The 21383-nt window shown below is 58.9% G+C and carries 23 protein-coding genes; 11 read left to right on the top strand and 12 right to left on the bottom strand.

The annotated features are described in order from the left end of the window. Positions 1-315 precede the first annotated feature (315 nt). From GFN93_RS06555 to dxs, 9 genes are all read left to right on the top strand, one after another. Positions 316-735, top strand: coding sequence for an acyl-CoA thioesterase (locus GFN93_RS06555; RefSeq protein WP_235901706.1), 420 nt, complete (start codon positions 316-318; stop codon positions 733-735). Between the two features lie 451 nt (positions 736-1186). Then, positions 1187-2215: a TRAP transporter substrate-binding protein gene (locus GFN93_RS06550; protein ID WP_208993753.1), complete on the top strand. Its 1029-nt coding sequence runs from the start codon at positions 1187-1189 to the stop codon at positions 2213-2215. Positions 2216-2367: 152 nt separating this feature from the next. Next, complete coding sequence (locus GFN93_RS06545; protein WP_153499915.1) at positions 2368-2943, top strand: TRAP transporter small permease; 576 nt, start codon at positions 2368-2370, stop codon at positions 2941-2943. A 3-nt stretch (positions 2944-2946) separates the two neighbouring features. Then, entirely contained in the window at positions 2947-4230 is a 1284-nt protein-coding gene (locus GFN93_RS06540) for a TRAP transporter large permease (protein ID WP_153499913.1), read from the top strand. A gap of 24 nt (positions 4231-4254) precedes the next feature. Then, positions 4255-4695, top strand: a complete 441-nt coding sequence (locus tag GFN93_RS06535) for a universal stress protein (RefSeq protein ID WP_153499911.1) — start codon at positions 4255-4257, stop codon at positions 4693-4695. Between the two features lie 18 nt (positions 4696-4713). Beyond that, complete coding sequence (locus GFN93_RS06530) at positions 4714-5781, top strand: porin (RefSeq protein WP_153499910.1); 1068 nt, start codon at positions 4714-4716, stop codon at positions 5779-5781. A gap of 557 nt (positions 5782-6338) precedes the next feature. Then, positions 6339-6581 (top strand): exodeoxyribonuclease VII small subunit, encoded by a 243-nt coding sequence (locus GFN93_RS06525; protein ID WP_153499908.1) that lies wholly within the window; start codon positions 6339-6341, stop codon positions 6579-6581. After that, positions 6571-7467: a polyprenyl synthetase family protein gene (locus GFN93_RS06520; protein WP_153499906.1), complete on the top strand. Its 897-nt coding sequence runs from the start codon at positions 6571-6573 to the stop codon at positions 7465-7467. Before GFN93_RS06525 ends, GFN93_RS06520 begins: the two co-directional genes overlap by 11 nt. A 123-nt stretch (positions 7468-7590) precedes the next feature. After that, positions 7591-9510, top strand: coding sequence for a 1-deoxy-D-xylulose-5-phosphate synthase (gene dxs, locus GFN93_RS06515; protein WP_153499905.1), 1920 nt, complete (start codon positions 7591-7593; stop codon positions 9508-9510). Here the strand turns inward: dxs and GFN93_RS06510 are convergent. From GFN93_RS06510 to GFN93_RS06470, 9 genes are all read right to left on the bottom strand, one after another. Next, complete coding sequence (locus GFN93_RS06510) at positions 9507-10742, bottom strand: GGDEF domain-containing protein (RefSeq protein WP_153499903.1); 1236 nt, start codon at positions 10740-10742, stop codon at positions 9507-9509. The two genes, dxs and GFN93_RS06510, sit on opposite strands and share 4 nt — an antisense overlap. Positions 10743-10963: 221 nt before the next feature. Beyond that, positions 10964-11449 (bottom strand): phosphatidylglycerophosphatase A family protein, encoded by a 486-nt coding sequence (locus GFN93_RS06505; protein WP_153499901.1) that lies wholly within the window; start codon positions 11447-11449, stop codon positions 10964-10966. Positions 11450-11520: 71 nt separating this feature from the next. Next, positions 11521-12483 carry a thiamine-phosphate kinase gene (thiL, locus tag GFN93_RS06500; RefSeq protein ID WP_153499899.1) on the bottom strand — a complete coding sequence of 321 codons (963 nt, stop codon included), beginning with the start codon at positions 12481-12483 and terminating at the stop codon, positions 11521-11523. A 50-nt stretch (positions 12484-12533) separates the two neighbouring features. Beyond that, the gene (gene nusB / locus GFN93_RS06495) at positions 12534-12986 is read right to left on the bottom strand and encodes a transcription antitermination factor NusB (protein ID WP_153499897.1); all 453 of its coding nucleotides are present in this window, start codon (positions 12984-12986) and stop codon (positions 12534-12536) included. Positions 12987-13065: 79 nt separating this feature from the next. Then, a complete protein-coding gene (gene ribH, locus GFN93_RS06490; RefSeq protein ID WP_153499895.1) occupies positions 13066-13536 on the bottom strand; it encodes a 6,7-dimethyl-8-ribityllumazine synthase in 471 nt (156 codons plus the stop codon). Positions 13537-13677: 141 nt separating this feature from the next. Then, positions 13678-14787: a bifunctional 3,4-dihydroxy-2-butanone-4-phosphate synthase/GTP cyclohydrolase II gene (gene ribBA, locus GFN93_RS06485; protein WP_153499893.1), complete on the bottom strand. Its 1110-nt coding sequence runs from the start codon at positions 14785-14787 to the stop codon at positions 13678-13680. Between the two features lie 71 nt (positions 14788-14858). After that, positions 14859-15518, bottom strand: a complete 660-nt coding sequence (locus tag GFN93_RS06480; RefSeq protein WP_153499891.1) for a riboflavin synthase — start codon at positions 15516-15518, stop codon at positions 14859-14861. Between the two features lie 43 nt (positions 15519-15561). Beyond that, on the bottom strand, positions 15562-16677 hold the full coding sequence (gene ribD, locus GFN93_RS06475) for a bifunctional diaminohydroxyphosphoribosylaminopyrimidine deaminase/5-amino-6-(5-phosphoribosylamino)uracil reductase RibD (RefSeq protein WP_153499889.1): 1116 nt from the start codon (positions 16675-16677) through the stop codon (positions 15562-15564). A 9-nt stretch (positions 16678-16686) separates the two neighbouring features. Continuing rightward, positions 16687-17655, bottom strand: a complete 969-nt coding sequence (locus GFN93_RS06470; protein WP_153499887.1) for a LysR family transcriptional regulator — start codon at positions 17653-17655, stop codon at positions 16687-16689. Positions 17656-17751: 96 nt separating this feature from the next. Here GFN93_RS06470 and GFN93_RS06465 point away from each other — a divergent pair, with 96 nt between their 5' ends. Together GFN93_RS06465 and GFN93_RS06460 are read left to right on the top strand one after the other, a co-directional pair. Beyond that, complete coding sequence (locus GFN93_RS06465; RefSeq protein ID WP_153499885.1) at positions 17752-17958, top strand: hypothetical protein; 207 nt, start codon at positions 17752-17754, stop codon at positions 17956-17958. Continuing rightward, positions 17948-18895, top strand: a complete 948-nt coding sequence (locus GFN93_RS06460; protein ID WP_153499883.1) for a sodium-dependent bicarbonate transport family permease — start codon at positions 17948-17950, stop codon at positions 18893-18895. The genes GFN93_RS06465 and GFN93_RS06460 overlap by 11 nt, the downstream gene beginning before the upstream one ends. A 91-nt stretch (positions 18896-18986) precedes the next feature. Here GFN93_RS06460 and nrdR read toward each other — a convergent pair whose 3' ends face one another. From nrdR to glyA, 3 genes are read right to left on the bottom strand one after another with little or no spacing between them, the layout of a single operon-like run. Next, positions 18987-19466 carry a transcriptional regulator NrdR gene (gene nrdR, locus GFN93_RS06455; protein ID WP_153499881.1) on the bottom strand — a complete coding sequence of 160 codons (480 nt, stop codon included), beginning with the start codon at positions 19464-19466 and terminating at the stop codon, positions 18987-18989. Positions 19467-19522: 56 nt separating this feature from the next. Beyond that, positions 19523-19879, bottom strand: a complete 357-nt coding sequence (locus GFN93_RS06450; protein ID WP_153499879.1) for a four helix bundle protein — start codon at positions 19877-19879, stop codon at positions 19523-19525. 42 nt (positions 19880-19921) lie between these two features. Continuing rightward, a complete protein-coding gene (gene glyA, locus GFN93_RS06445; RefSeq protein ID WP_153499877.1) occupies positions 19922-21178 on the bottom strand; it encodes a serine hydroxymethyltransferase in 1257 nt (418 codons plus the stop codon). Positions 21179-21383: the final 205 nt, after the last annotated feature.

The raw sequence follows: 21383 nt of genomic DNA, 5'->3' as shown, positions 1-21383 counted from the left end.
CCGGGAGTCGTTTGCAGGCTGTCCTTCCGGGAATTAAGTGCCCGGCCTTGTTTCAAGGCCCGCCTACAGCAGGAGAGCGTTTCTGGAGTCCTTACCTCGCTTGGGCCCGGATCGCCATGCGAGCATGGCTCCTACAGGAGGCTCAGGTTATCTACTGGCGCCGAACTCAACGACCTGAAAGGCTTTTCCGTTCTTCGCCCCCCGGGAACTTTTCCTGGTTCTCCAATCAAGCGCAGCTTGTAGCTTGTAGCTTGTAACTCGTAACTCGTCACTAAATATCATTGCCCTGCCCCCGGTTTTCGACATACTTGCCCCATGTGGACAACAACACTGCGCCCCCGCTTTTGCGAAACCGATGCCCTGGGCCACATCAACAATACCGTTATACCGGTCTGGTTTCTGGAGGCCAGGGAGCCGGTGATTGCCCTTTTCACGCCGGACCCAACCCATGGGGAGAATGGCTTGGCCATGGTGCACATGGATATCAGCTTCAAGGCCGAGTCCATGTTTGGCGCACCGGTCACCGTCACCACCGCCATTGGCAACGTGGGCAACAGCTCGCTGGTAGTCGTGCAGCGCGCCTGGCAGAACGGTGTACTCACCGCCGTCGGCAAGGCCACCCTGGTGAGCTTCAATACCGCAGCCCGCAAGAGTCAGTCCATTACCGACCAGCAGCGTGAACAACTGAACCTTCACCTGGATGGCCCCGAGGCCGAACAGCCACCGCTCGGATGATCGGCTGCTACAACGCGCATTGTCAGCGGCTTTCAGCCGACCTTCTCCACTTTTTTTCTGTCGCATATAACTTCGGTTTGTTCATTCCTGATGTCTTCTTTTTTTCGAATAGCACGATAAAAATCGTGAGACCTTATAAAAAAATCGCACTGCAACCGCATCATTCTTTCTTCCAATAATGGCCAAAATCCCGGCAAAAACCGGGATTAATCCGGCCAGTTCCTTGCAATCATGCTTTTCATTTGCCACGGTGGTGCACACAAGTCCGCCACAATGGACGTGCTGCGGGTGAAAAATTGATCTCGAGGGTGCTAATGAATACCGCTTTGCCTTCTCAGGATTTGAGGCTGCCGTAACTACGCGAGGCGTTGTTCAGAGGCTCCCCAAACGATGAGAGGAGAGAGCCATGACCGTTCGATCATTCCCTGGTGCCATCATTGCTGTTGTGATGATGGCGGCCCTTGCTGCCTGTAGTGACAGCGGCAACGATGGCGCCAACCCGTCTGCCAACGCCGAACATGAGGGCCAGAACTGGCGCTATGCTCACGAGGAATACGAAGGTGATGTGCAGGACGTCTTCGCATTCAAGTTCAAGGAATACATCGAAGAGCACTCTCCCAATACGGTTCAGATTCATCGTTTCGGCGAACTGGGCGAATCCGATGACATCATGGAACTGACCCAGGCCGGCGTCCTGCAATTCGTCAACCAGTCACCCGGCTTTACCGGCTCCCTGATCCCCGAAGCACAAATCTTTTTTATTCCCTACCTTCTTCCGGTGGGCGACGACAAAATCGTTTCTTTCTTCAAGGACAGCAAGGCCATCAACGAGATGTTCCCCTCCCTTTATGCTGAGCAAGGGCTGGAACTGCTGGCCATGTATCCGGAGGGAGAGGTGGTCGTCACCGCAGACGAGAAAGTAACCTCACCGGAAGAATTCAAGGGCAAGAACATCCGGGTAATGACCAACCCGCTGTTGTCCGAAACCTACAGTGCCTTCGGCGCCACACCCACACCGCTCCCCTGGGGCGAAGTGTACGGCGCGCTGCAGACCAACATTATCCAGGGACAGGAAAACCCCATCTTCTGGATTCAGTCCGCACGTCTTTACGAGGTTTCCCCAAACCTGATTTTCACCGGCCACAGCCAGTTTGTGACCGCCATGATGGCGAATCAGACGTTCTACAACGAGCTGTCTGACGAAAACAAGAAACTGGTTCAGGACGCCACCGCCTATGCCCGCCAGTACATCTTCGACTATGTCCCCGGTCTCGGCGACAAGATGCTCAAGAAGATCAAGGAAGACAGTGACAAGGTGACCGTCACCCGTCTGAGCGAAGCACAGCGAGAGGCATTCCGCGAACGCGCACCTCAGGTGGAAGCCAAGTTCATCAAAATGACCGGTGAGCGAGGTGAGGAGCTGCTAAACCAGTTCAAGAGCGATCTGGCTGAGGCGGAAAAAAGCAGCAGCAAAGAATAACCACTCTGACCTCGGGGCAGGCCTGCCATGCCCCGGGGTTGAAGACGATCCAGCAACCGGGCAGTGACCGCACCCCTGCCTCATTGCTGGCGGCTTGGCGGTCAGGATGACCGATGCCCGCGAGCAGACATGGCCGACAAAGGGAAAAAATCATGACCGATGAGGCCCCATTACGGGAAAACTCGAGCCTGCCAGGATTCCTTGGCACCATCGATAACGGCATTGCCCGCATTGAGGCTGTGATTCTCGCGATGGGCGTGCTGCTCATGGCCGTCAATACCGTAGCCAATGTGGTTGGCCGATTCCTGTTTGGTGAAAGCCTTCACTTCTCTGAAGAAGTGAACCGTATCCTGATCATCATGATTACCTTTGCAGGTATCGGCTATGCCGCGCGACATGGCCGACATATTCGCATGTCCGCACTTTACGATGTATTCCCCACCCAGGTTCGCCGAGTAATGATGGTGATCATCAGCATGGTCACTGCGGCCGTCATGTTTTTCCTTTGCTGGTATGCCGTCAGCTATATCACGTCGGTCTATCACACGGGCCGGGTACTGCCGACGCTGGGCTTCCCCATCTACCTGATTTATCTGTGGGTACCCGTGGGCCTTGCTGTGACAGGCATCCAGTACCTGATGACGGCCATCAAGAACATCGTGTCAAAGGATGTGTATCTGTCCACCTCGGTGCTGGATGGCTACGACGACGAAGAGACGGAGATCTGACTGATGGCCTGGATCATGTTTCTGGTCATGCTGGCGCTACTGCTGTTTGGCTTCCCCATGAAGGTGCCGCTGATTCTGGGCGCTATTGTGGGCTTTGTGATGATGTTCGACGGCTTCGACCGGATGGACTTTTTTATCCAGCAAATGCTGGCCGGGATTCGCCCTACCGCGCTGATCGCCGTACCCATGTTTATTCTCGCCGCCGACATCATGACCCGCGGTCAGTCCGCCAACCGGTTGGTGAATATGGTGATGGCGTTCATTGGCCATATCAAAGGCGGCCTGGCGGTGAGCACCGCCACCTCCTGCACCCTCTTTGGCGCGGTCTCCGGTTCCACCCAGGCCACCGTGGTTGCTGTGGGGTCTCCGTTACGGCCACGTATGCTGGAGTCTGGCTACAAGGATTCCTTTACCCTCGCGCTGATCATCAATGCCAGCGACATTGCGTTCCTGATTCCGCCCAGCATCGGCATGATCATTTACGGCGTCATCTCTGGCACGTCCATTGCGGAATTGTTTATTGCTGGCATAGGACCGGGCCTGCTGATCCTGGCCATGTTCTCCATCTACTGCATCATTTACGCCTACCGCATGGATGTGCCCACGGAAGAAAAGGCCAGCTGGCGAGAACGCATCACCTCCGTTCGCGAAGCGCTGTGGCCGCTGGGTTTTCCGGTGATCATCGTCGGCGGCATCTATGGTGGCATATTCAGCCCCACCGAAGCGGCCGCTGCCTGCGTACTGTATGCCGTGATGCTTGAGTTCGTCATTTTCCGCTCCCTGAAAGCCATGGACATCTACGCCATTGCCAAATCCACCGGCTTGATTACCGCAGTGGTGTTTATTCTGGTGGCCGTTGGTAACGGCTTCTCCTGGATCATTTCCTTCGCGCAGATTCCCCAGACGGTGCTGGGCTCCATGGGCATAAACGAGGCGGGGCCCACCGGAGTACTGATGGCCATTGCCGTCGCGTTCTTTGTGGCCTGCATGTTTGTGGATCCCATCGTGGTGATTCTGGTGCTGACCCCCATCTTCGCGCCGGCCGTATCCGCCGCAGGGCTGGACCCGGTGCATGTGGGCATCCTGATCACCATGATGGTCGCCATCGGGTCGGCAACACCGCCGTTTGGCTGCGACATCTTTACCGCGATCGCCATTTTTAAACGCCCCTACTGGGAAGTGATTCGCGGTACGCCACCGTTCGTATTCATGCTGCTGGGGGCCACCTTACTGGTCATCGCCTTCCCGCAGATTGCATTGTTCCTGAGGGATCTCTTCTTCCAGTAAACCGCTCACCGCAAGGAGGCTGGCATGTACAAGCGAATTCTGGTTCCGGTCGACGGCTCCCAGCAAGCGCTGCTGGCCCTGGACCACGCGGCCCATCTTCAGCAAGCCAATGATGCTGAGCTGTACCTGCTGTGTGTCTTCAAGCATCACAGTCTATTTGAGGCGTCCCTCTCGATGGTGCGCCCCAAGGATGTGCAGATCCCGGACGATGCCTTGCGTGAATACGCGTCCGAGGTAGCGGAACAGGCAAAGCAGCAGGCACTCAACGCTGGCGCCCAGAAGGTAAGAGCCTTCGTAAAAGGGGGGCGCCCCTCGAAGGCTATCGTGCGTTTTGCCAAAGACAACGACGTGGACCTGATCGTCATGGGCGCTCGCGGCAGCAGTAGTGACGTGGACGGCTATTTTCTGGGCAGCGTGTCACAACGTGTGGCCAGTATGGCCACCTGCCCGGTAATGATTGTTTGAAACCAGAGGGAGAGAACGATGAACCAAGCACGCACCCTGAGGCTGTCCGCAGCCACGCTGGCCAGTCTCGCCGCCTTGGGCAGCTTGCCCGCCCATGCTGAAATGGAAGTCACCCCCTACGGCTCCTTGCGGATACAGACCGAGGCGGTTTCCGTAGATGAAGCCCAACCTGGTGAGGATGATTCCTATACCGGACTGCGCGATGCCTACTCACGACTGGGCGCCCGCGCCACCTTCAACGATCTGGACTGGGTGGACATTACGGCCACCGTGGAATTCCCCATCAACTCGGCATTGATGCGCGCCGAGGACCCCACGTTCTTCCAGAGTTTCTACAAGGGCAACAACAAGCCCCGTGTTGCCGATATCGCGGCTACAACCGAAAGCATGGGCAGCCTGCGCGTCGGCACCCAGTGGCTCGCCTACTACAACAGCGTTGCCTACCCGGTGGATTTTTTCAGTTCCTTCTACTCAGGTTACGCCACCCAGGCCACATTCCGCCGTGATGCTGCCACCTATACCACACCGAGCATGGCAGGACTCACCGGCACCGTCTCGGCAGTGGACCTCACCGACGAAGCCGGGACCAGCTATCTGGACACCTGGCAATACGCCTTGTCCTGGGCACTCAATGATCTGACGCTGGGGCTGGCTTATCAGGATAGCGAGCAGGACTCCGGCGATCAGGCCGACCAGCTAGGCGCGTCGTTGGCCTATGTGATGGGTGGCTGGCGTTTTGCCGCGAAAGTGGAGCAACTGCAGTCCAACGATGACACCCTGCAGGATGAAGATCCTGTCACCTATAATCTGTACGGCTCATACAGCTGGAACAAGTACACCGTCAAAGCCATGTTTGCCAACGGTGAAGAGAGCGACGACCCGGCCGCTTTCTTCCAGGGTGACTCTTACCAGGTCGGACTGGACTACCAGTACAGCGACAACCTGAAGCTGTTTGCCGACTACTTCTATGAAGAGCTGGGTTATGCCATCTACACCCCGACCTCGAGAAGCTTCAATCCTCTGGCGGGCTACCAGGTAGACAGTGACGGCCAGGCCATTTCACTGGGCCTGCGCTATGATTTTTGATTAAACGCAACACGCTGCACGCAACAACGCGACACCAAGGCATGCAGCAAGACTGAAGTCAGACGCCGCGCCCGCAAGACGGGTGCGGCATCAATCCAGATCACCCTGCCACGGGTAGCCCAACAAGCTCAGGGTTTTGGGGTTTGGGTTTGAATTTTGCGTCTGGCGTCGAGCTTCAGGCGTCCCGCGCCTTTTGCCTGCTGCGTGAAGCATGATGCCTGCAGCGAAAAAGAACCCCGCCGGCGCCGCAGAACACACGCCATAGCTTAGGAGATCAGAGGAAGAGTCGCCCTGCGAATTCCGGCGGGGTCTTTCACTATAAGCAGGCAGCGGGCGGGGCCGAAACCCTTTCTTTAGAACCATTTGGAATCAAACTCAATCGGGGCAAAGTTCCCCATACTTTCGATTTAAAATCATACAGTTAAACAGACCCTACTTCGCTCAACAGGGAGCGAAAAACGGTCACTTTCGGACCATAAACGGATTGATTCACCCTCCCGGCTGCTTTACTGTTGCCGCCGTATCCACCCCAGAGCCAACAACCCTCCGGAGATCCCATGGCCAAAAAGGCAACCCCCGCCCTGGAAACCGCACTGGACAACCTGGAAACCCTGGTTGAGCGGATGGAATCCGGAGAATTGACCCTGGAAGAATCCCTGAAGGCCTTTGAAGAAGGGGTTCGCCTGTCCCGCGACTGCCAGCAAGCGTTGCAACAGGCAGAGCAGAAAGTCCGCATTCTGCTGGAACAGAACAGCAACGCCGAGCCCGAGCCTTTCACCGGCGGCAATGATGAGCAGTAACTTCCCCGCGCTGGATACCCTGCGCACCACGTGCATCAGCCGGCTGGAGAGCAGCCTGGACGGCCTGCTGCCCGCCAGTAGTGCTGCCAGCCGCCTCAGCCAGGCCATGCGCTACGCCGCACTGAGCGGAGGCAAACGTATCCGGCCATTGTTGGTCTACGGTGCCACCGGCCTCGCCGGCGCCCCCCTGAGCCAGGGCGATATCCCGGCGTCTGCGGTAGAGCTGATTCACGCCTATTCGCTGGTGCACGATGACCTGCCCGCCATGGACGATGACGACCTGCGCCGCGGCCAGCCAACTTGTCACAAGGCCTTTGACGAGGCCACCGCCATACTGGCAGGCGACACCCTGCACACCCGCGCCTTCGAACTGCTGGCCACTGAAGGCCAGTACCGTGCAGACACGCGGATCGCCATGATTCGTCACCTCTCCCAGGCCTCCGGTGTCGATGGCATGGCGGCCGGACAAATGCAGGACATGCAGGCCCAGGGGCAACTGCAAACCGTCGCCGCGCTGGAAGAAATGCACTACCTCAAGACCGGGCGGCTGATCACGGTCAGCTTGCAACTGGGTTACTTTGCGGCGGAGATCAACGAACCCGCCCTGCTGCAAGACCTGACCCGCTTTGGCGATGCCATCGGCCTGGCCTTCCAGATCCAGGATGACATTCTTGATGTCACCATGGATACCGAACAGCTGGGCAAGCCTTCCGGCTCCGATGAGAAGCTCAACAAAAGTACCTTCCCGTCCCTGCTGGGGCTGGATGCCAGCCGTGAGCGAGCCAGCCTACTCTGCCAGCAGGCACAACAGGCACTTTCAGCCTATGGCGACCGCGCTGCCCCCCTGCAACAATTGGCGCAGTACATCATTGCCCGCAATCACTGACGACTCACCCCAAGGGCCTGTATACTAGGCAACACTACGATTATGGCTTCCAGACTGAAGCCCTTGAGCCGTTTTAAACAGGCTTCCTGACGCAGCCAGTACCGACCCAGGCAACTCGACGCTATGCCCAAGACCTTTACGCAGATTCCGCTGACGCGCCCTTCCACCCCGTTGCTGGACACCCTGGACAGCCCGGCCGAACTGCGCCGCCTGCCTGTCAGCCAGCTGGAGCGGGTGGTTGATGAACTGCGCGAGTACCTGCTGTATTCGGTGGGCCAGTCCGGTGGGCATTTCGGTGCCGGTCTGGGCGTGGTCGAGCTGACCGTGGCCCTGCATTACCTCTACAACACCCCTGACGACCGCCTGGTATGGGATGTGGGCCACCAGTGCTACCCCCACAAGATTCTCACCGGCCGCCGTGAAGCCCTGACCAGCATTCGCCAGCAGCATGGCCTGTCCGGGTTTCCCAAGCGCAGCGAATCCGAGTACGACACCTTCGGGGTGGGCCACTCGTCCACCTCCATCAGTGCCGCGCTGGGCATGGCGCTGGGCGCGGAAATGGCCGGCAGCGACCGCCGGGCGGTGGCCATTATTGGCGATGGCGCCATGACCGCAGGCCAGGCCTTTGAAGCCATGAGCCATGCGGCCCATACCCGCTCGAACCTGCTGGTGATCCTTAACGACAACAACATGTCGATCTCCCACAATGTGGGCGGGCTCTCCAACTACTTTGCCCGGATCTGGGCCAGCAAAAGTTATATCGCCCTGCGCGAAGGCGGCAAACGGGTGCTCTCGACCATGCCGGCGGCATGGGATTTCATCCGCCGCACGGAAGAAAGCATGAAGAACATGGTCAGCCCGGACATGTTGTTCGAAGCCATCGGCTTCAATTACATCGGCCCCATCGACGGCCACAACATGGATGAGCTGGTGCGTACCCTGGGCAACATGCGCGACCTGGAAGGCCCCCAGCTGCTCCACGTCTACACCACCAAGGGCAAGGGCTTTGCGCCGGCGGAACGGGACCCGGTGGGCTATCACGCCATCAACAAGATCGAGCCCAAACCCAAGGTGCAAGTGGCCGTGCCAGCCAAGCCCAAGTCGCCAAAATATCAGGATGTATTCGGCCAGTGGCTGTGCGACATGGCTGCTGAAGACCAGCGCCTGGTTGCGATTACACCGGCCATGTGTGAAGGCTCGGGGATGGTGGCGTTCAGCGAACAATACCCGGATCGCTTCCACGATGTGGCTATCTGCGAGCAGCATGCGGTGACATTGGCCGGCGGCCTCGCCTGCGAGGCACAGAAACCGGTAGTGGCGATTTACTCCACCTTCCTGCAACGCGGATACGACCAGCTGATTCATGACGTGGCTTTGCAGGATCTGGATGTCACCTTCGCCCTCGACCGTGCCGGTCTGGTGGGTGAAGACGGCGCCACCCACGGCGGGGTCTTTGATCTGGCCTACCTGCGCACCGTGCCCAACATGATCATCGCGGCGCCTTCGGATGAGAATGAATGCCGCCAGCTACTGACCAGCGCCTACCAGCACAACGGCCCTTCCGCCGTTCGCTACCCGCGCGGCACTGGCCCGGGAGTACAGATCCAACCCTCTCTGGACGCTCTTCCGGTTGGGCAAGCACGCACGCTTCAGCAGGGTAAGCAGGTCGCTATTCTGGCCTTCGGCGCCCTGACGGGAACCGCCCTTGAGGCAGGCAAGGCGCTTAACGCCACCGTTATCGACATGCGCTGGGTCAAGCCACTGGACCGGGACGCCATTCTCAACGCTGCCGGCAGCCACAGCCTGATCGTTACCGTAGAAGATCATCAGCTCATGGGGGGCGCAGGCTCCGCCGTTAATGAACTGCTGAACGAAGAAGGGATTGTCATGGATGTGATGAATCTGGCGCTGCCGGATCATTTCATTCATCACGGCAAGCGCGAAACCCTGCTGGCCGAAGCCGGACTGGATGCCACCAGCATCGAGCAGCGCATCCGTGAACGTCTGAGTCGTCAGCCCCTGGCCAAAGCGCAGGAAAGCTAGTCGTCCTTGCGAACGCCATTCTCCCGCACCAGCCGCACGGTAGGCGGCGGCTCATAAAGCCGCCAACTGTCTCGGCCACTCTGCTTGGCCTGATATAACGCCTGATCCGCCGCATCCAGCAACTTGATGGCACTGCGGTTTTCCATGGGCATGGTAACCGCGACCCCCACGCTGATGGTCACTTCCCCGGAAGGCGGATTGTGCGCATGGGTCAGCCCAAGGGCGCGCACCGTGCGGCAAAGCCGTGATGCCAGACGCGCGGCCTCCGTCTCATCCACGCCGGGATACAGCAGTACAAACTCCTCACCGCCAAAACGTGCCACCAGGTCTCCGCCACGACGGCTATAGCGACGCAGCTCATCTGCCAGGGCACGCAGACATTCGTCACCCTGCAGATGACCGTAGTGATCGTTGTAGGACTTGAACAGATCCACATCCACCAGCATTACCGTCAATGGCTGTCGCTCCCGCTGACAACGCCGCCATTCGCGATCCAGTGCCTCATCAAAGTAACGGCGATTGGCCAGCCCCGTCAGGCTGTCCTCCCGACTCAGACGATGCAGACGCTCGGCGAGACTCTGGGTGCGTTGCTGTTGACGAACCAGCTGGCGCTGATTGAAGAACAGCAGCCGACCACGAACCTCCTCGGTATAGCACAGGAACATGCCCAGCAAGCTGATGCCGGTATAGGTACGGTGGGCCACCTGCCAGTCGATGCCGCGACCAAACTGTTCGGCAATCCCCCAGCCCAGCAAGCCCCCGGCCCAGCACACCAGTGCGGCTACCGGAAAACGCAGGCCCACCATGGCATAGACGATCACCAACGCATAAATTACCGAGACATTGGCCAGCTGGATGGAGCCCGGCTCTTCAAGAAAGCCGGGAATGGCCATGGACAACATGACCGCCAGAAAGCTGCCAGCGCCCGCATAAACAGGAAAGTAACGATCAAGGGCGCGAAACTGGGCAAGGATCCCGGCCAGCATGACGATGATGCCCACCCAGATATAGGTGCCGAGCCACAAGCCGCGAACGTCTTCCGGGGCCAGCGCGTAAATGCCGGTCACCAGAAGGAGGTAGAGAACCAGAATATAAAATGCGTTGACCCGGAAGCTGTCTACCGCTTCCAGACACTGGTATTCACGATATTCAGCTTCCAGACGCCGGGGAAAACGCAGCCAGCGCACACCGGGCACAACAACACGTCTGGAGCGGGGGTCAGTCTCCGCCATGGCAATTCCCTTGCACGCCCAAAACGACTCAAGTCAGAGCCTCAGGCTAGATCGTCCACTATGGTCATGCCATTACCGATCTCCGAACGGTAGTGACAGAACGATATCATGACAAAATGCAGGGAATTGCATGGTGACGCAGTCGTCATCGACAGCCATACGATGCAGGCAACCGACGAATGGCCAGCGCCACCATCAGACCTTTCTCAAATCTCAAGCGCTCAGGTAAATGCGGCGGGCAGGAAGAAGATCAAAAGCTGCATGACCACGGCCGCATAAACACCGGCCAGGAGGTCATCCACCATGATGCCCAGCCCGCCTTCCACCCGACGATCCAACCAGCCGATCGGCCAGGGTTTGATGATGTCGAAGAACCGGAATGCCAGGAAGCCGGCCAGCGCGCCCAGCGGCGTAATCGGCACGGCAACCATGGTCACCAGCAGGCCGGCAATTTCATCCCAGACAATACCGGGGTGGTCATGCACATTCATGTCGCGGGAGGTCTTGCCGCACAGGTACGGGCCCACCAGAATCACCAGCGCCGTGGCCAGCAGATAGCCCCACAGGGGTAACTGCGCGCACAGCCACCAGATCGGCATGGCCGCCACTGTCCCGAAGGTTCCCGGCGCAATCGGCGCCAACCCGGAGCCAAAGCCAAAGGCCAGAAAGTGCACCGGGTTACTCATCTTCGGACGTTTCAGTTCCATGCGGTTCCTCTTTTCTGTTTTTTGATCTCTGGTTTTGCGTGCCGCGTGAAGCGTGTTGCTTGAAAGCGGCTCTAACCAAAATGCTGCCAGCCTCTGGCTTCCAGCTGACGGGTTTCACCCGCGCTGGTCAGCAGCCGAATCCCTGACTGTTCCTCAACTCGACCGATGGCAAAGCAAGCCTCTGGCAGCTTTACGCCCTGGGGCAAGGTAAACAGCAACAGATAGTCGTCGCCCCCCTGCAGCTGCAAGCGGCGCTGCTCGTCGTGGGGGCAGTCGCGAAGAATAGCAGCATCCAGCGGCAAACACGCTTCTTCCAGCCGGGCACCCAGCCCCCCCGACGCCATCAGCACATGATTCAGGTCCGCCAGCAGCCCATCGGATAGATCAATGCAGGCGGTCGCGACACCTCGCAGGGCAAGTCCCAGTGCCAGTTGCGGCTGCGGCCGTCGAAAATGAGCGATGGCCGGCCCCTGACGCACACCCTGCTGCCAGAGGTGAAGTCCGTGCAAGCCTGCTCCAGTCACGCCACCCAAACAGATCACATCGCCAACCCGGGCGCCACTGCGCAACAATGCCTGACCAGCAGGGACCGCACCGGTGGCCTGTATCGAAATGGCCAGCGGACCGCGGGTAATATCCCCGCCCACAAGTGCAATACCGGAGGCGTCGGCTAGCTCGAACATACCCCGGGAGAAATCGGCCAACCATGCCTCGTTCACCTCGGGGAGCGTCAACGACAGCAGAAACCACAGTGGGGTTGCGCCCATGGCCGCCAGATCAGAAAGGTTCACCGCCAGACAGCGGTACCCCACATCCGACGCGGCCATGTCATCCGGAAAATGGCGGCCCTCAAGGCTGGTGTCCTGGGTCATGACCAGCTGATGGCCTGCGGGAGGAGTGAGGAGCGCGGCATCATCACCCGGCCCCAGCACCACACTGGCATCCTGGCCCGCGAGCCGGGCGGCATGATGGAAGTACCGCCGGATCAGCGAAAACTCATCCAGCGGCTTATCGGGTGAGGAAGCGGAAGTCATACCGTCAGTCTAGCAGGGCAGGCAGACGGTTGGAGCACCCTTGCATGATGCTATTCACCCCGGGAGGGGCGTTCCGAGGCTTCTTCGTAACGCAGCTTGCGCGCCAGCTTGTCGAGCACGCCATTCACGTACTTGAAGGACTCTTCGGCACCAAACACCTTGGCCAGTTCGATGCCTTCATTGATCACCACACGATAGGGCACATCCAGACGCTCTTTGAGCTCAAAGGCGCCCATGCGCAGGATGGCTTTTTCCACCTGCGACAACTCTTCCACACGACGATCCAGAAACGGCGTCAGAAGTTCATCCAGCGCCTTTACCTGGCCGGGCACCCCATGCAACAGATCATGGAAGTACTCACGATCCGTCTTGGCAAAATCATTATTCGCCAAAAACTGGGCTTCAATATCGGTCACGCTGGCGCCAGCCAGCTGCCACTGATACAGCGCCTGAAGGGTAAAGCGGCGTGCCTTTCGACGGGCAGCGGGTGTGGCTTGGCTCATAACAATCTCTAGGTATCAAACGCGCCCGCACCAGCAACGGCGGGCGCAGCGTCAGCAGCGCGCGGTGGCGTCCGCCTGATTACAGTGACTTAAACAGGGAAACCATTTCCAGCGCACACATGGCCGCTTCGGCACCCTTGTTACCCGCCTTGGTGCCGGAGCGCTCGATGGCCTGCTCAATGGTGTCCACGGTGAGCACACCAAAGATCACCGGCACGCCCGTCGCGTTCTGCACGCCCGCCAGTCCTTTGGCCGCTTCACCGGCCACATACTCGAAGTGAGCCGTGCCACCACGGATCACCGCACCGAGGGTAATGACCGCATCATAATCGCGCTTCTCGATGACCTTCTTCACCGCCACCGGCAGTTCCCAGGCGCCCGGCACACGGATGATCTCGATGTCATCGCGGCTCACACCGTGACGCACCAGCGCATCCACGGCACCGTCCAGCAGCGCCTCAACGACGAAGCTGTTAAAACGAGCGACAACGATACCGTAACGGCCGCCGACGTTATTCAGGGAACCTTCAAGGGTCTTGATGTTTTGCATGTGTCTTGTCCTGATCGCTGGTCACATCTGGCAACCCAGATGTTTCCAGTGGTTTCGATTAGCTGCCAGATGCCGGGAGCCTGAGGCCGGACGCAGTTGGGTTGAGCGTCAGGCGTTCGGCGTCAGGCCTCCAGCGTCTTTTTAACTTCCGGCGTCAACGTACTCGGTGATTTCCAGATCAAAACCGCTGAGTGCATTGAACTTCATCGGAGAGCTGAGCAAACGCATCTTGCGCACGCCCAGCGCCTTCAGAATCTGGGAGCCGGTACCGATATTGCGGTAGGCGCGAGACTCCCCCTTCGGCTTGCGGATACCGCCGCCAAAGAAGGTATCCAGACGCTCCACGATATCCTGGGAGTCATAATCCTGACCCAGGATGATCACCACCCCGGCATCCGAATCAGACACTTCTTCCAGCACGCGATGCATGTTCCAGCCGGTTCGGCCATTCATCTTCGCGCTCATCAAATCACGCAGCGGATCCACCTGGTGCACCCGTACAGTGACTTCTTTCTCTTCACTGATTTCGCCTTTGACCAGCGCCACATGGGTCAGCCCATCCACGGTGTCACGGAACGCCACCAGACGGAAATCGCCATACCAGGTTTCCAGCACATTATCGGATACCTGCTCAATGGTCTTTTCATTCAAGGCACGATACTGAATCAGGTCGGCAATGGTGCCGATCTTCAGGTCATGCTCCTTGGCGAACAGCTCCAGATCTTCCCGGCGGGCCATGGAGCCATCTTCGTTCATGACTTCACAGATCACGCCGGCAGGCTCGCAGCCAGCCAGTTGCGCCAGATCACAGGAGGCCTCGGTGTGACCTGCGCGACGCAACACGCCACCCGGCTCGGACATCAACGGGAAAATGTGGCCCGGCTGCACGATATCGTAGGCCTTGGCATTGCGGGCAACCGCCGCTTGCACGGTGCGTGCGCGATCAGCAGCAGAAATACCCGTGGTCACCCCTTCACGGGCCTCAATGGACACCGTGAACTTGGTGCCAAAACCACTACCGTTGCTTTGTACCATCAACGGCAGTTCCAGCAGTTCGCAGCGCTCACGGGACATGGGCATACAGATCAGGCCACGGCCAAACTTGGCCATGAAGTTGATGGCTTCAGCAGTCACATGCTCCGCCGCCATCACCAGATCGCCTTCGTTTTCCCGATCCTCGTCATCCATCAGGATCACCATCTTGCCCTGACGGATATCTTCGATCAGTTCTTCAATACTGTTGAGCTGCATAAATACGCCTTCACGCTGGACGCATCACGCATCACGCCAGCTTGTTGCGTGCCAGCATGTTGCATGTTGCGTCACTTCAAAAACCCGTTTTCCGCCAGAAACGCCATGGATATCCCCTGGGATGAAGGCTCGGCGGCCTTGTCTCCCAGCAGCAGGCGCTCCAGATAGCGGGCGATTATATCAACTTCCAGGTTCACTGGCGTCCCCACCTTCCACTGGCCGATGGTGGTGATGTCCTGGGTATGGGGGATAATATTCAGGGAGAACACTGCGCCAGACACACTGTTCACCGTCAGGCTGATGCCATCCACGGTGATGGAGCCCTTGTGCGCAATGTATTTGGCCAGCGCCGAAGGTGCCTCGATATCGATCCGCACCGAGCGGGCATCCTGCTTCATCTCGACAATCTTGCCGAGCGCATCCACATGGCCGCTGACGAGGTGACCGCCCAGGCGGGAGGTCGGCGTCAGCGCCTTCTCCAGATTCACCTTGCTGCCGACCTTGATCTGCGCCAACGAAGTGAGGGACAAGGTCTCACCGGACACATCTGCTTCAAAAGCACCGCCCGGCAAGGCGGTGGCAGTGAGGCACACACCATTCACTGCAATGGAATCACCCAGCTGCACATCGGAAAAATCCAGGTCATCGCTCTTCACCAGAAGAGTCACATCCCCACCCTTGGGGGTCATGGCAGCCACAGTACCCATGGCTTCAATAATGCCGGTAAACATGGAAAACCTCGTTATGTCAGGCTACAGGAGCGGCGAGCCACCATTAAACAGGAGTCAACGTCAGGCGCAGGTCATCACCGACCATGCGCACATCCTGCCACCGCAGTGACACCTTTTCGCTCATGCTGGCCAGCTGTGGCAAACCCAGCAAAGGGCGCGCGGAAGATCCCAGTAAGGCCGGCGCCATATAGACCACCAGCTCATCAAACAGTCCTTCGCGGACAAAGGCACCGGCCAGCGTGGCGCCACATTCTACCAGCACTTCATTGCATTCGCGCCGGTTCAATTCCTTGAGTAATTGCTGCAAATCAATTCCAGAGCCCGAGGCGGGCAGATGAATAACCTCCGCCCCGGCAGACTCCAGCGCATTCTGGCGACCATCATGCCGCTCCCCTGCCACCAGCAGGCAGTGCCCCGGTGCACTGACCACCGGCACATTGGGCGGCGTGCGCAGCGTCCGGTCCAGGATCACCCGCAGTGGCTGGCGCACCCAGTCATTGCCATAGTCAGTGAGTGCCCACTGATCCGGGCGAACCGTATAAGAGGGGCGGTCGGCCAGCACCGTGCCTACGCCGGTAATCACCGCCGAGCTTCTCGCGCGCAGCCGCTGAACATCTTCCCGGGCCGCCGGGCCCGTGATCCACTGGGACTCCCCGCTGGCCATGGCGGTACGGCCATCCACGCTGGCAGCGATCTTGATACGGACAAAGGGGCGCTGGCGGGTCATTCGGGAAATAAAGCCGGGGTTGAGGGCGCGGGCCTGCTCTTCGAGCAGACCAAATGCCGTGTCGATGCCGGCATCCGTCAACCGCTTGAGTCCCTGCCCCGCCACTTGCGGATTGGGATCCTGCATGGCGGCAACGACGCGGGCCACTCCCGCCTCAAGCAGAGCATCGGCGCAGGGGCCGGTACGGCCGGTATGGGAACAGGGTTCCAGGGTGACATAAGCCGTGGCGCCGCGGGCCTTTTCTCCCGCCGCCGCCAGGGCATGACGTTCCGCATGGGGCTCGCCCGCACGGACATGAAAACCTTCACCAACGATGTCTCCTTCACGCACCAGCACACAACCCACCCTGGGGTTCGGGTCGGTGGTATAAAGAGCGCGGCGAGCCAACTCAAGGGCCCGCGCCATGATCTGTCGGTCAAAGTCACTGAACATGCGCGTATTCTACTGGATACGAGGACCCGATGTCGCAACAAAGCGACCCGCATCCTCAACAAAATCGGCCAACACGGCGCGCCCCTCTTCCTCCATGAACTGCTGAAAGGCCTGCGCAACCACCGAAAGGCGCTTGCGGGACGGTCTGACCAGATACCACTGCGTCACAATGGGCAATCCCACCACAGGCAATGGCGCCAATCCCACCCAGCCACCAAGGTTCAGGGTATGGGCCGAGAGGATGGAAATGCCCAGGCCCGCCATCACCGAATGCCGAATGGCTTCATTACTTTCCACGGTCATCTTGACGTTCAGCCCCTGCCCCTGCTGCTGAAGATACTGCTCGATGGCGTGCCGCGTCCCGGAGCCCGATTCACGCATCAAAAACGGCTCGGAGGCAATGTCCTGCAAACTCAGCGATGAGCGCCGAGCCAGAGGGTGATCCTCTGCGGCGATAGCAACCAGAGGGTTATCCAGGAAAGCGCTGGACTCCAGTGACATGCCACCAGGCACATGGCTGAACACATAGAAGTCATCCAGGCCCGCCTCCAGCCGCTCAATGATCTGCTCCCGGTTACCCACGTGAAACGATACCTCTACACCGGGGTAGCGTTCGCAGAATGGGCCCAGCAGGTGGGGCACAAAGTATTTGGCCGTCGTCACTACCGAGAGGCGCAGGGTACCCGCCTTGAGCCCGCGCAAATCTGCCAGCGTCATGTCCAAAAGCTCAAACTCTTCCATTACGCGACGGGCCGAAGCCACTGCGGCCAGCCCCGCATCCGTGAAACGAAGTTTGCGGCCATGCTGCTCGTAGAGCGCAATCCCCATGGCATCGGCCAGCTTGTGCAGCTGCATGGACACCGTGGGCTGCGTCAGGTGCAATACCTCCGCTGCCGCGGTTACCGTGCCAGAGTCATGAACCGCCAGTAGAATCTCCAGTTGTCGCAGGGTGCCCACCCGCGCGTGCAATCGACTCATAATTAGATCTTTATCTATGGTTTAGCTAGATAGTATCTATTTTTATCTAACCTTTCTGCTCTGGATAATGGCCGCCGCTTATCACTGGAGGCCCCCATGTCACTGATCACCCGCCAACGCCTGTTTATCACTCTTGTCGCGGTCCTGCTCCTGGCTCTTTCGGCAACACTCACGTTGAAGGGCCATGCCGGAGCGCCGCTGGCCGTCATCGGTGCAGCGCTTCTCCCCCTGGCCTGGCTGGCCGGTCGCAAGCCGGAGGTGAACGCCGACACCACGAAAAACGGAGACAACTATGCAGCTTGATGCGGTCGTCCTGTTTTTTGTTCTGGGCCTGGCGGCCGGGATTTTGAACGTTCGCCTCCCCTTCCCCAATGGCCTCTACCAGAGTCTGACCCTGTTCCTGTTGCTGGCCATCGGTCTCAAAGGGGGCGCCGCGCTGGCCGAACATGCCAGCGCGCGCATCCTGTGGCAGTCCCTGCTGGTGGTGGCCTTTGGCGCGTCGCTGCCGCTGCTGGCCTTCCCGCTACTGCGACAGATTGGCGGCATGGACAAGATCAACGCCGCCGCCATCGCCGCTCACTACGGCAGTGTCAGCGTGGCGACCTATGCGGTGGCCGTTGCCGTACTGGATGCCGCGTCAGTGAGCTATGAAGCCTATTTCCCCTTGTTTGTGGTCCTGCTGGAAATCCCGGCCATCATTGTCGGGCTTGTGCTCGCCAAGGGCCTGTCCGCAGGCCTTGCCAACCGGGAGCTGGCCCATGAAACCCTGCTTAGCCCCGGCATCGTGCTCATGGTAGGCGGTCTTTTGATCGGGGCTTTTTCGGGGGACAGTCTCACCAAGGTTTCGCCCTTTTTCATGGAGCTGTTTCAAGGCGTTCTGGCGCTGTTCTTGTTGAAGATGGGATTGATCACTACCGAACAGCTTGGCGCCCTGAAACAGGACGGCCCCTTCCTGGCCGCATTTGGGGTGTTCATGCCTCTGGTGGCTGGGGGACTGGGCGCCCTGCTTGGGCACGGACTCGGTCTGTCAGTGGGAGGCATTACGCTGCTCGCCGTTTTGGGAGCCAGCGCTTCCTACATTGCTGTTCCGGCCGCCATGCGCGTGGCTCTGCCCCAGGCGAACGCCACACTGTCCATGGCTTCATCCCTTGGCATTACCTTTCCGTTTAATGTGCTGGCCGGCATCCCGCTCTACCTGCTTCTTGCCCAGTGGCTTCACGGTGGCGGGATAATGCCCTGACCCGGCCCGGCTGCTATATCGGCAGGCCCAGCCTCCGCCCTTACCGGCACACAACCGTGAGGGCGGGAAATGGGGGAAAAAAGGGAGAGGCTTACTTTTCCTGATCGTCGTCCTTGCTGCCCTTGCTACGCAGACGATCCACCTCGGCCGAGAACTCAGAGATATCCTGGAAACTACGGTACACGGACGCGAAGCGCACATAGGCCACGTCATCCAGTTGCTGCAGCTCTTCCATGACGAACTCCCCCAGCTCACGGGCCGGCAGTTCACGCTCACCAGTGGCACGCAAGCGATGACAAACCCGGCTGATGGCGGCTTCCAGGTCTTCCATGCTCACCGGGCGCTTCTCCAGCGCCCGCAGCATGCCCGCCCGCAGTTTGGCCTCATCAAACGGCTGACGTGTACCGTCGGATTTCACCAACCGCGGCATCACCAGCTCAGCGGTTTCGAAGGTGGTGAAACGCTCGTTACAGCTCAAGCACTCCCGACGCCGACGCACCTGCCCGCCATCGGCAACCAGACGGGAGTCGATCACCTTGGTGTCCTGGGCCGAGCAAAACGGGCAATACATGGGAACCTCAATTAATAGTTAATAATTAATAATTAATAGTTAATAGCTAAAAACCATTAACTGCGAGTCTTGGTGGTTTTGATAATGGCGGTCAACAGCTTGATCAGCTCTTCGGCATCCGCCTGCAATGAAGCACCCGCTTCAGGGTTGAAATAACCAGAATCGCACAACAAGTCTATCCAGTAATCAGTCTCACTGGCTTCCTTTAATGCGATATGCAGCTTGTGCACGAAATCAGCACGACTTTCCGCATATTCCGCTTCACGAACCATCGCGCCAATTGCTGTACCACTCCGCAGCAACTGCTTGCTAAGCACATATTCTTTTCTTTCACCTTGCAGAAAGCGGTAGCTATTCACCACCCGCAAAGCAAAAGCGCGGGATTTCTCCCGCGCTGCATTACCTTCAGCCATCCTTGGCCTCCAGTTATTAGTTATTCATTATTAACTATTAATTTATCTCTCATACACCGGCAGGCGAGCACAGATTTCCTTCACCTTGCCTTTCACGGTTTCGATCACGGACTCATCGCCCATGTTGTCGAGGATGTCGCAGATCCAGCCGGCCAGTTCCTTGGCGTCGGCTTCAACGAAGCCACGACGGGTGATGGACGGAGAACCGATGCGCAGACCGGAGGTCACGAACGGGGAACGCGGGTCGTTGGGAACGGCGTTCTTGTTCACGGTGATGAAGGCACGGCCCAGGGCAGCGTCAGCATCTTTACCGGTGATGTCCTGCTTGATCAGGCTGAGCAGGAACAGGTGGTTCTCGGTGCCGTTGGATACCACGTCAAAACCGCGCTCGATGAACACGCTGGCCATGGCCTGGGCGTTCTTCACTACCTGCTGCTGGTAGCCTTTGAAGTCAGGCTGCATGGCTTCCTTGAAGCAAATCGCCTTGGCGGCAATCACGTGCTCCAGCGGACCACCCTGGCCACCGGGGAACACCGCAGAGTTGATCTTCTTCTGAATCTCTTCGTTGGCCTTACCCATGATCAAGCCACCACGGGGACCACCCAGGGTCTTGTGAGTAGTGGTGGTGGTGATGTCGGCAATGCCTACCGGGCTCGGATATACACCAGCCGCAACCAGACCTGCCACGTGGGCCATGTCTACCAGCAGGATCGCGCCCACTTCGTCGGCAATATCACGGAAACGCTGCCAGTCCACAACCTGGGAGTAGGCAGAGAAACCCGCCACGATCATTTTCGGCTTGTGCTCACGAGCCAGGCTTTCCACCTGCTCGTAGTCGATCAGGCCAGTCTCATTGTCCAGACCGTACTGAACGGCGTTGTAGGTCTTGCCGGAGAAGTTCGGCTTGGCACCGTGGGTCAGGTGACCACCTGCGTCCAGGCTCATGCCCAGTACGGTGTCGCCAGCTTGCAGCATGGCCATGTAAACAGCCGCGTTGGCCTGGGAACCGGAGTGCGGCTGCACGTTGGCCCAGTCGGCGCCGAACAGCTGGCAGGCACGGTCGATGGCCAGTTGCTCCACCACGTCCACGTTTTCACAACCACCGTAGTAGCGCTTGCCGGGGTAACCTTCTGCGTACTTGTTGGTCAGCACGGAGCCCTGGGCTTCCATGACCCGCGGGGAGGCATAGTTTTCAGAAGCGATCAGTTCGATGTGCTCTTCCTGACGCACTTCCTCGGCCTCGATGGCCGCCTGGATTTCCGGATCGAACTCGGCAATGGACATGGATTTCGGGAACATGGGCTAACCCTGCGCAATATTTGGTGGATTCGAGGGCGCGTATTCTAACCAAAACTGCCGGCAAAGACACATGAAGACGCCTCAAGGGAACCAGCCAGTCGTCTCATACCCTGAAACCGGGCCAAATCCGCTACGAACGGGGCCTGCGGCCTTTCACTTGAAGGCGCTTTCCGTTAGCTTAGGCGCCATTCCGCCGGGGCCCGGG

Origin of the sequence: Alcanivorax sediminis (genome assembly GCF_009601165.1) — a bacterium.
GTDB lineage: Bacteria > Pseudomonadota > Gammaproteobacteria > Pseudomonadales > Alcanivoracaceae > Alcanivorax > Alcanivorax sediminis.
The sequence above is the reverse complement of the archived record's forward strand: the minus strand, read 5'-3'. Positions and strand labels throughout refer to the sequence as shown.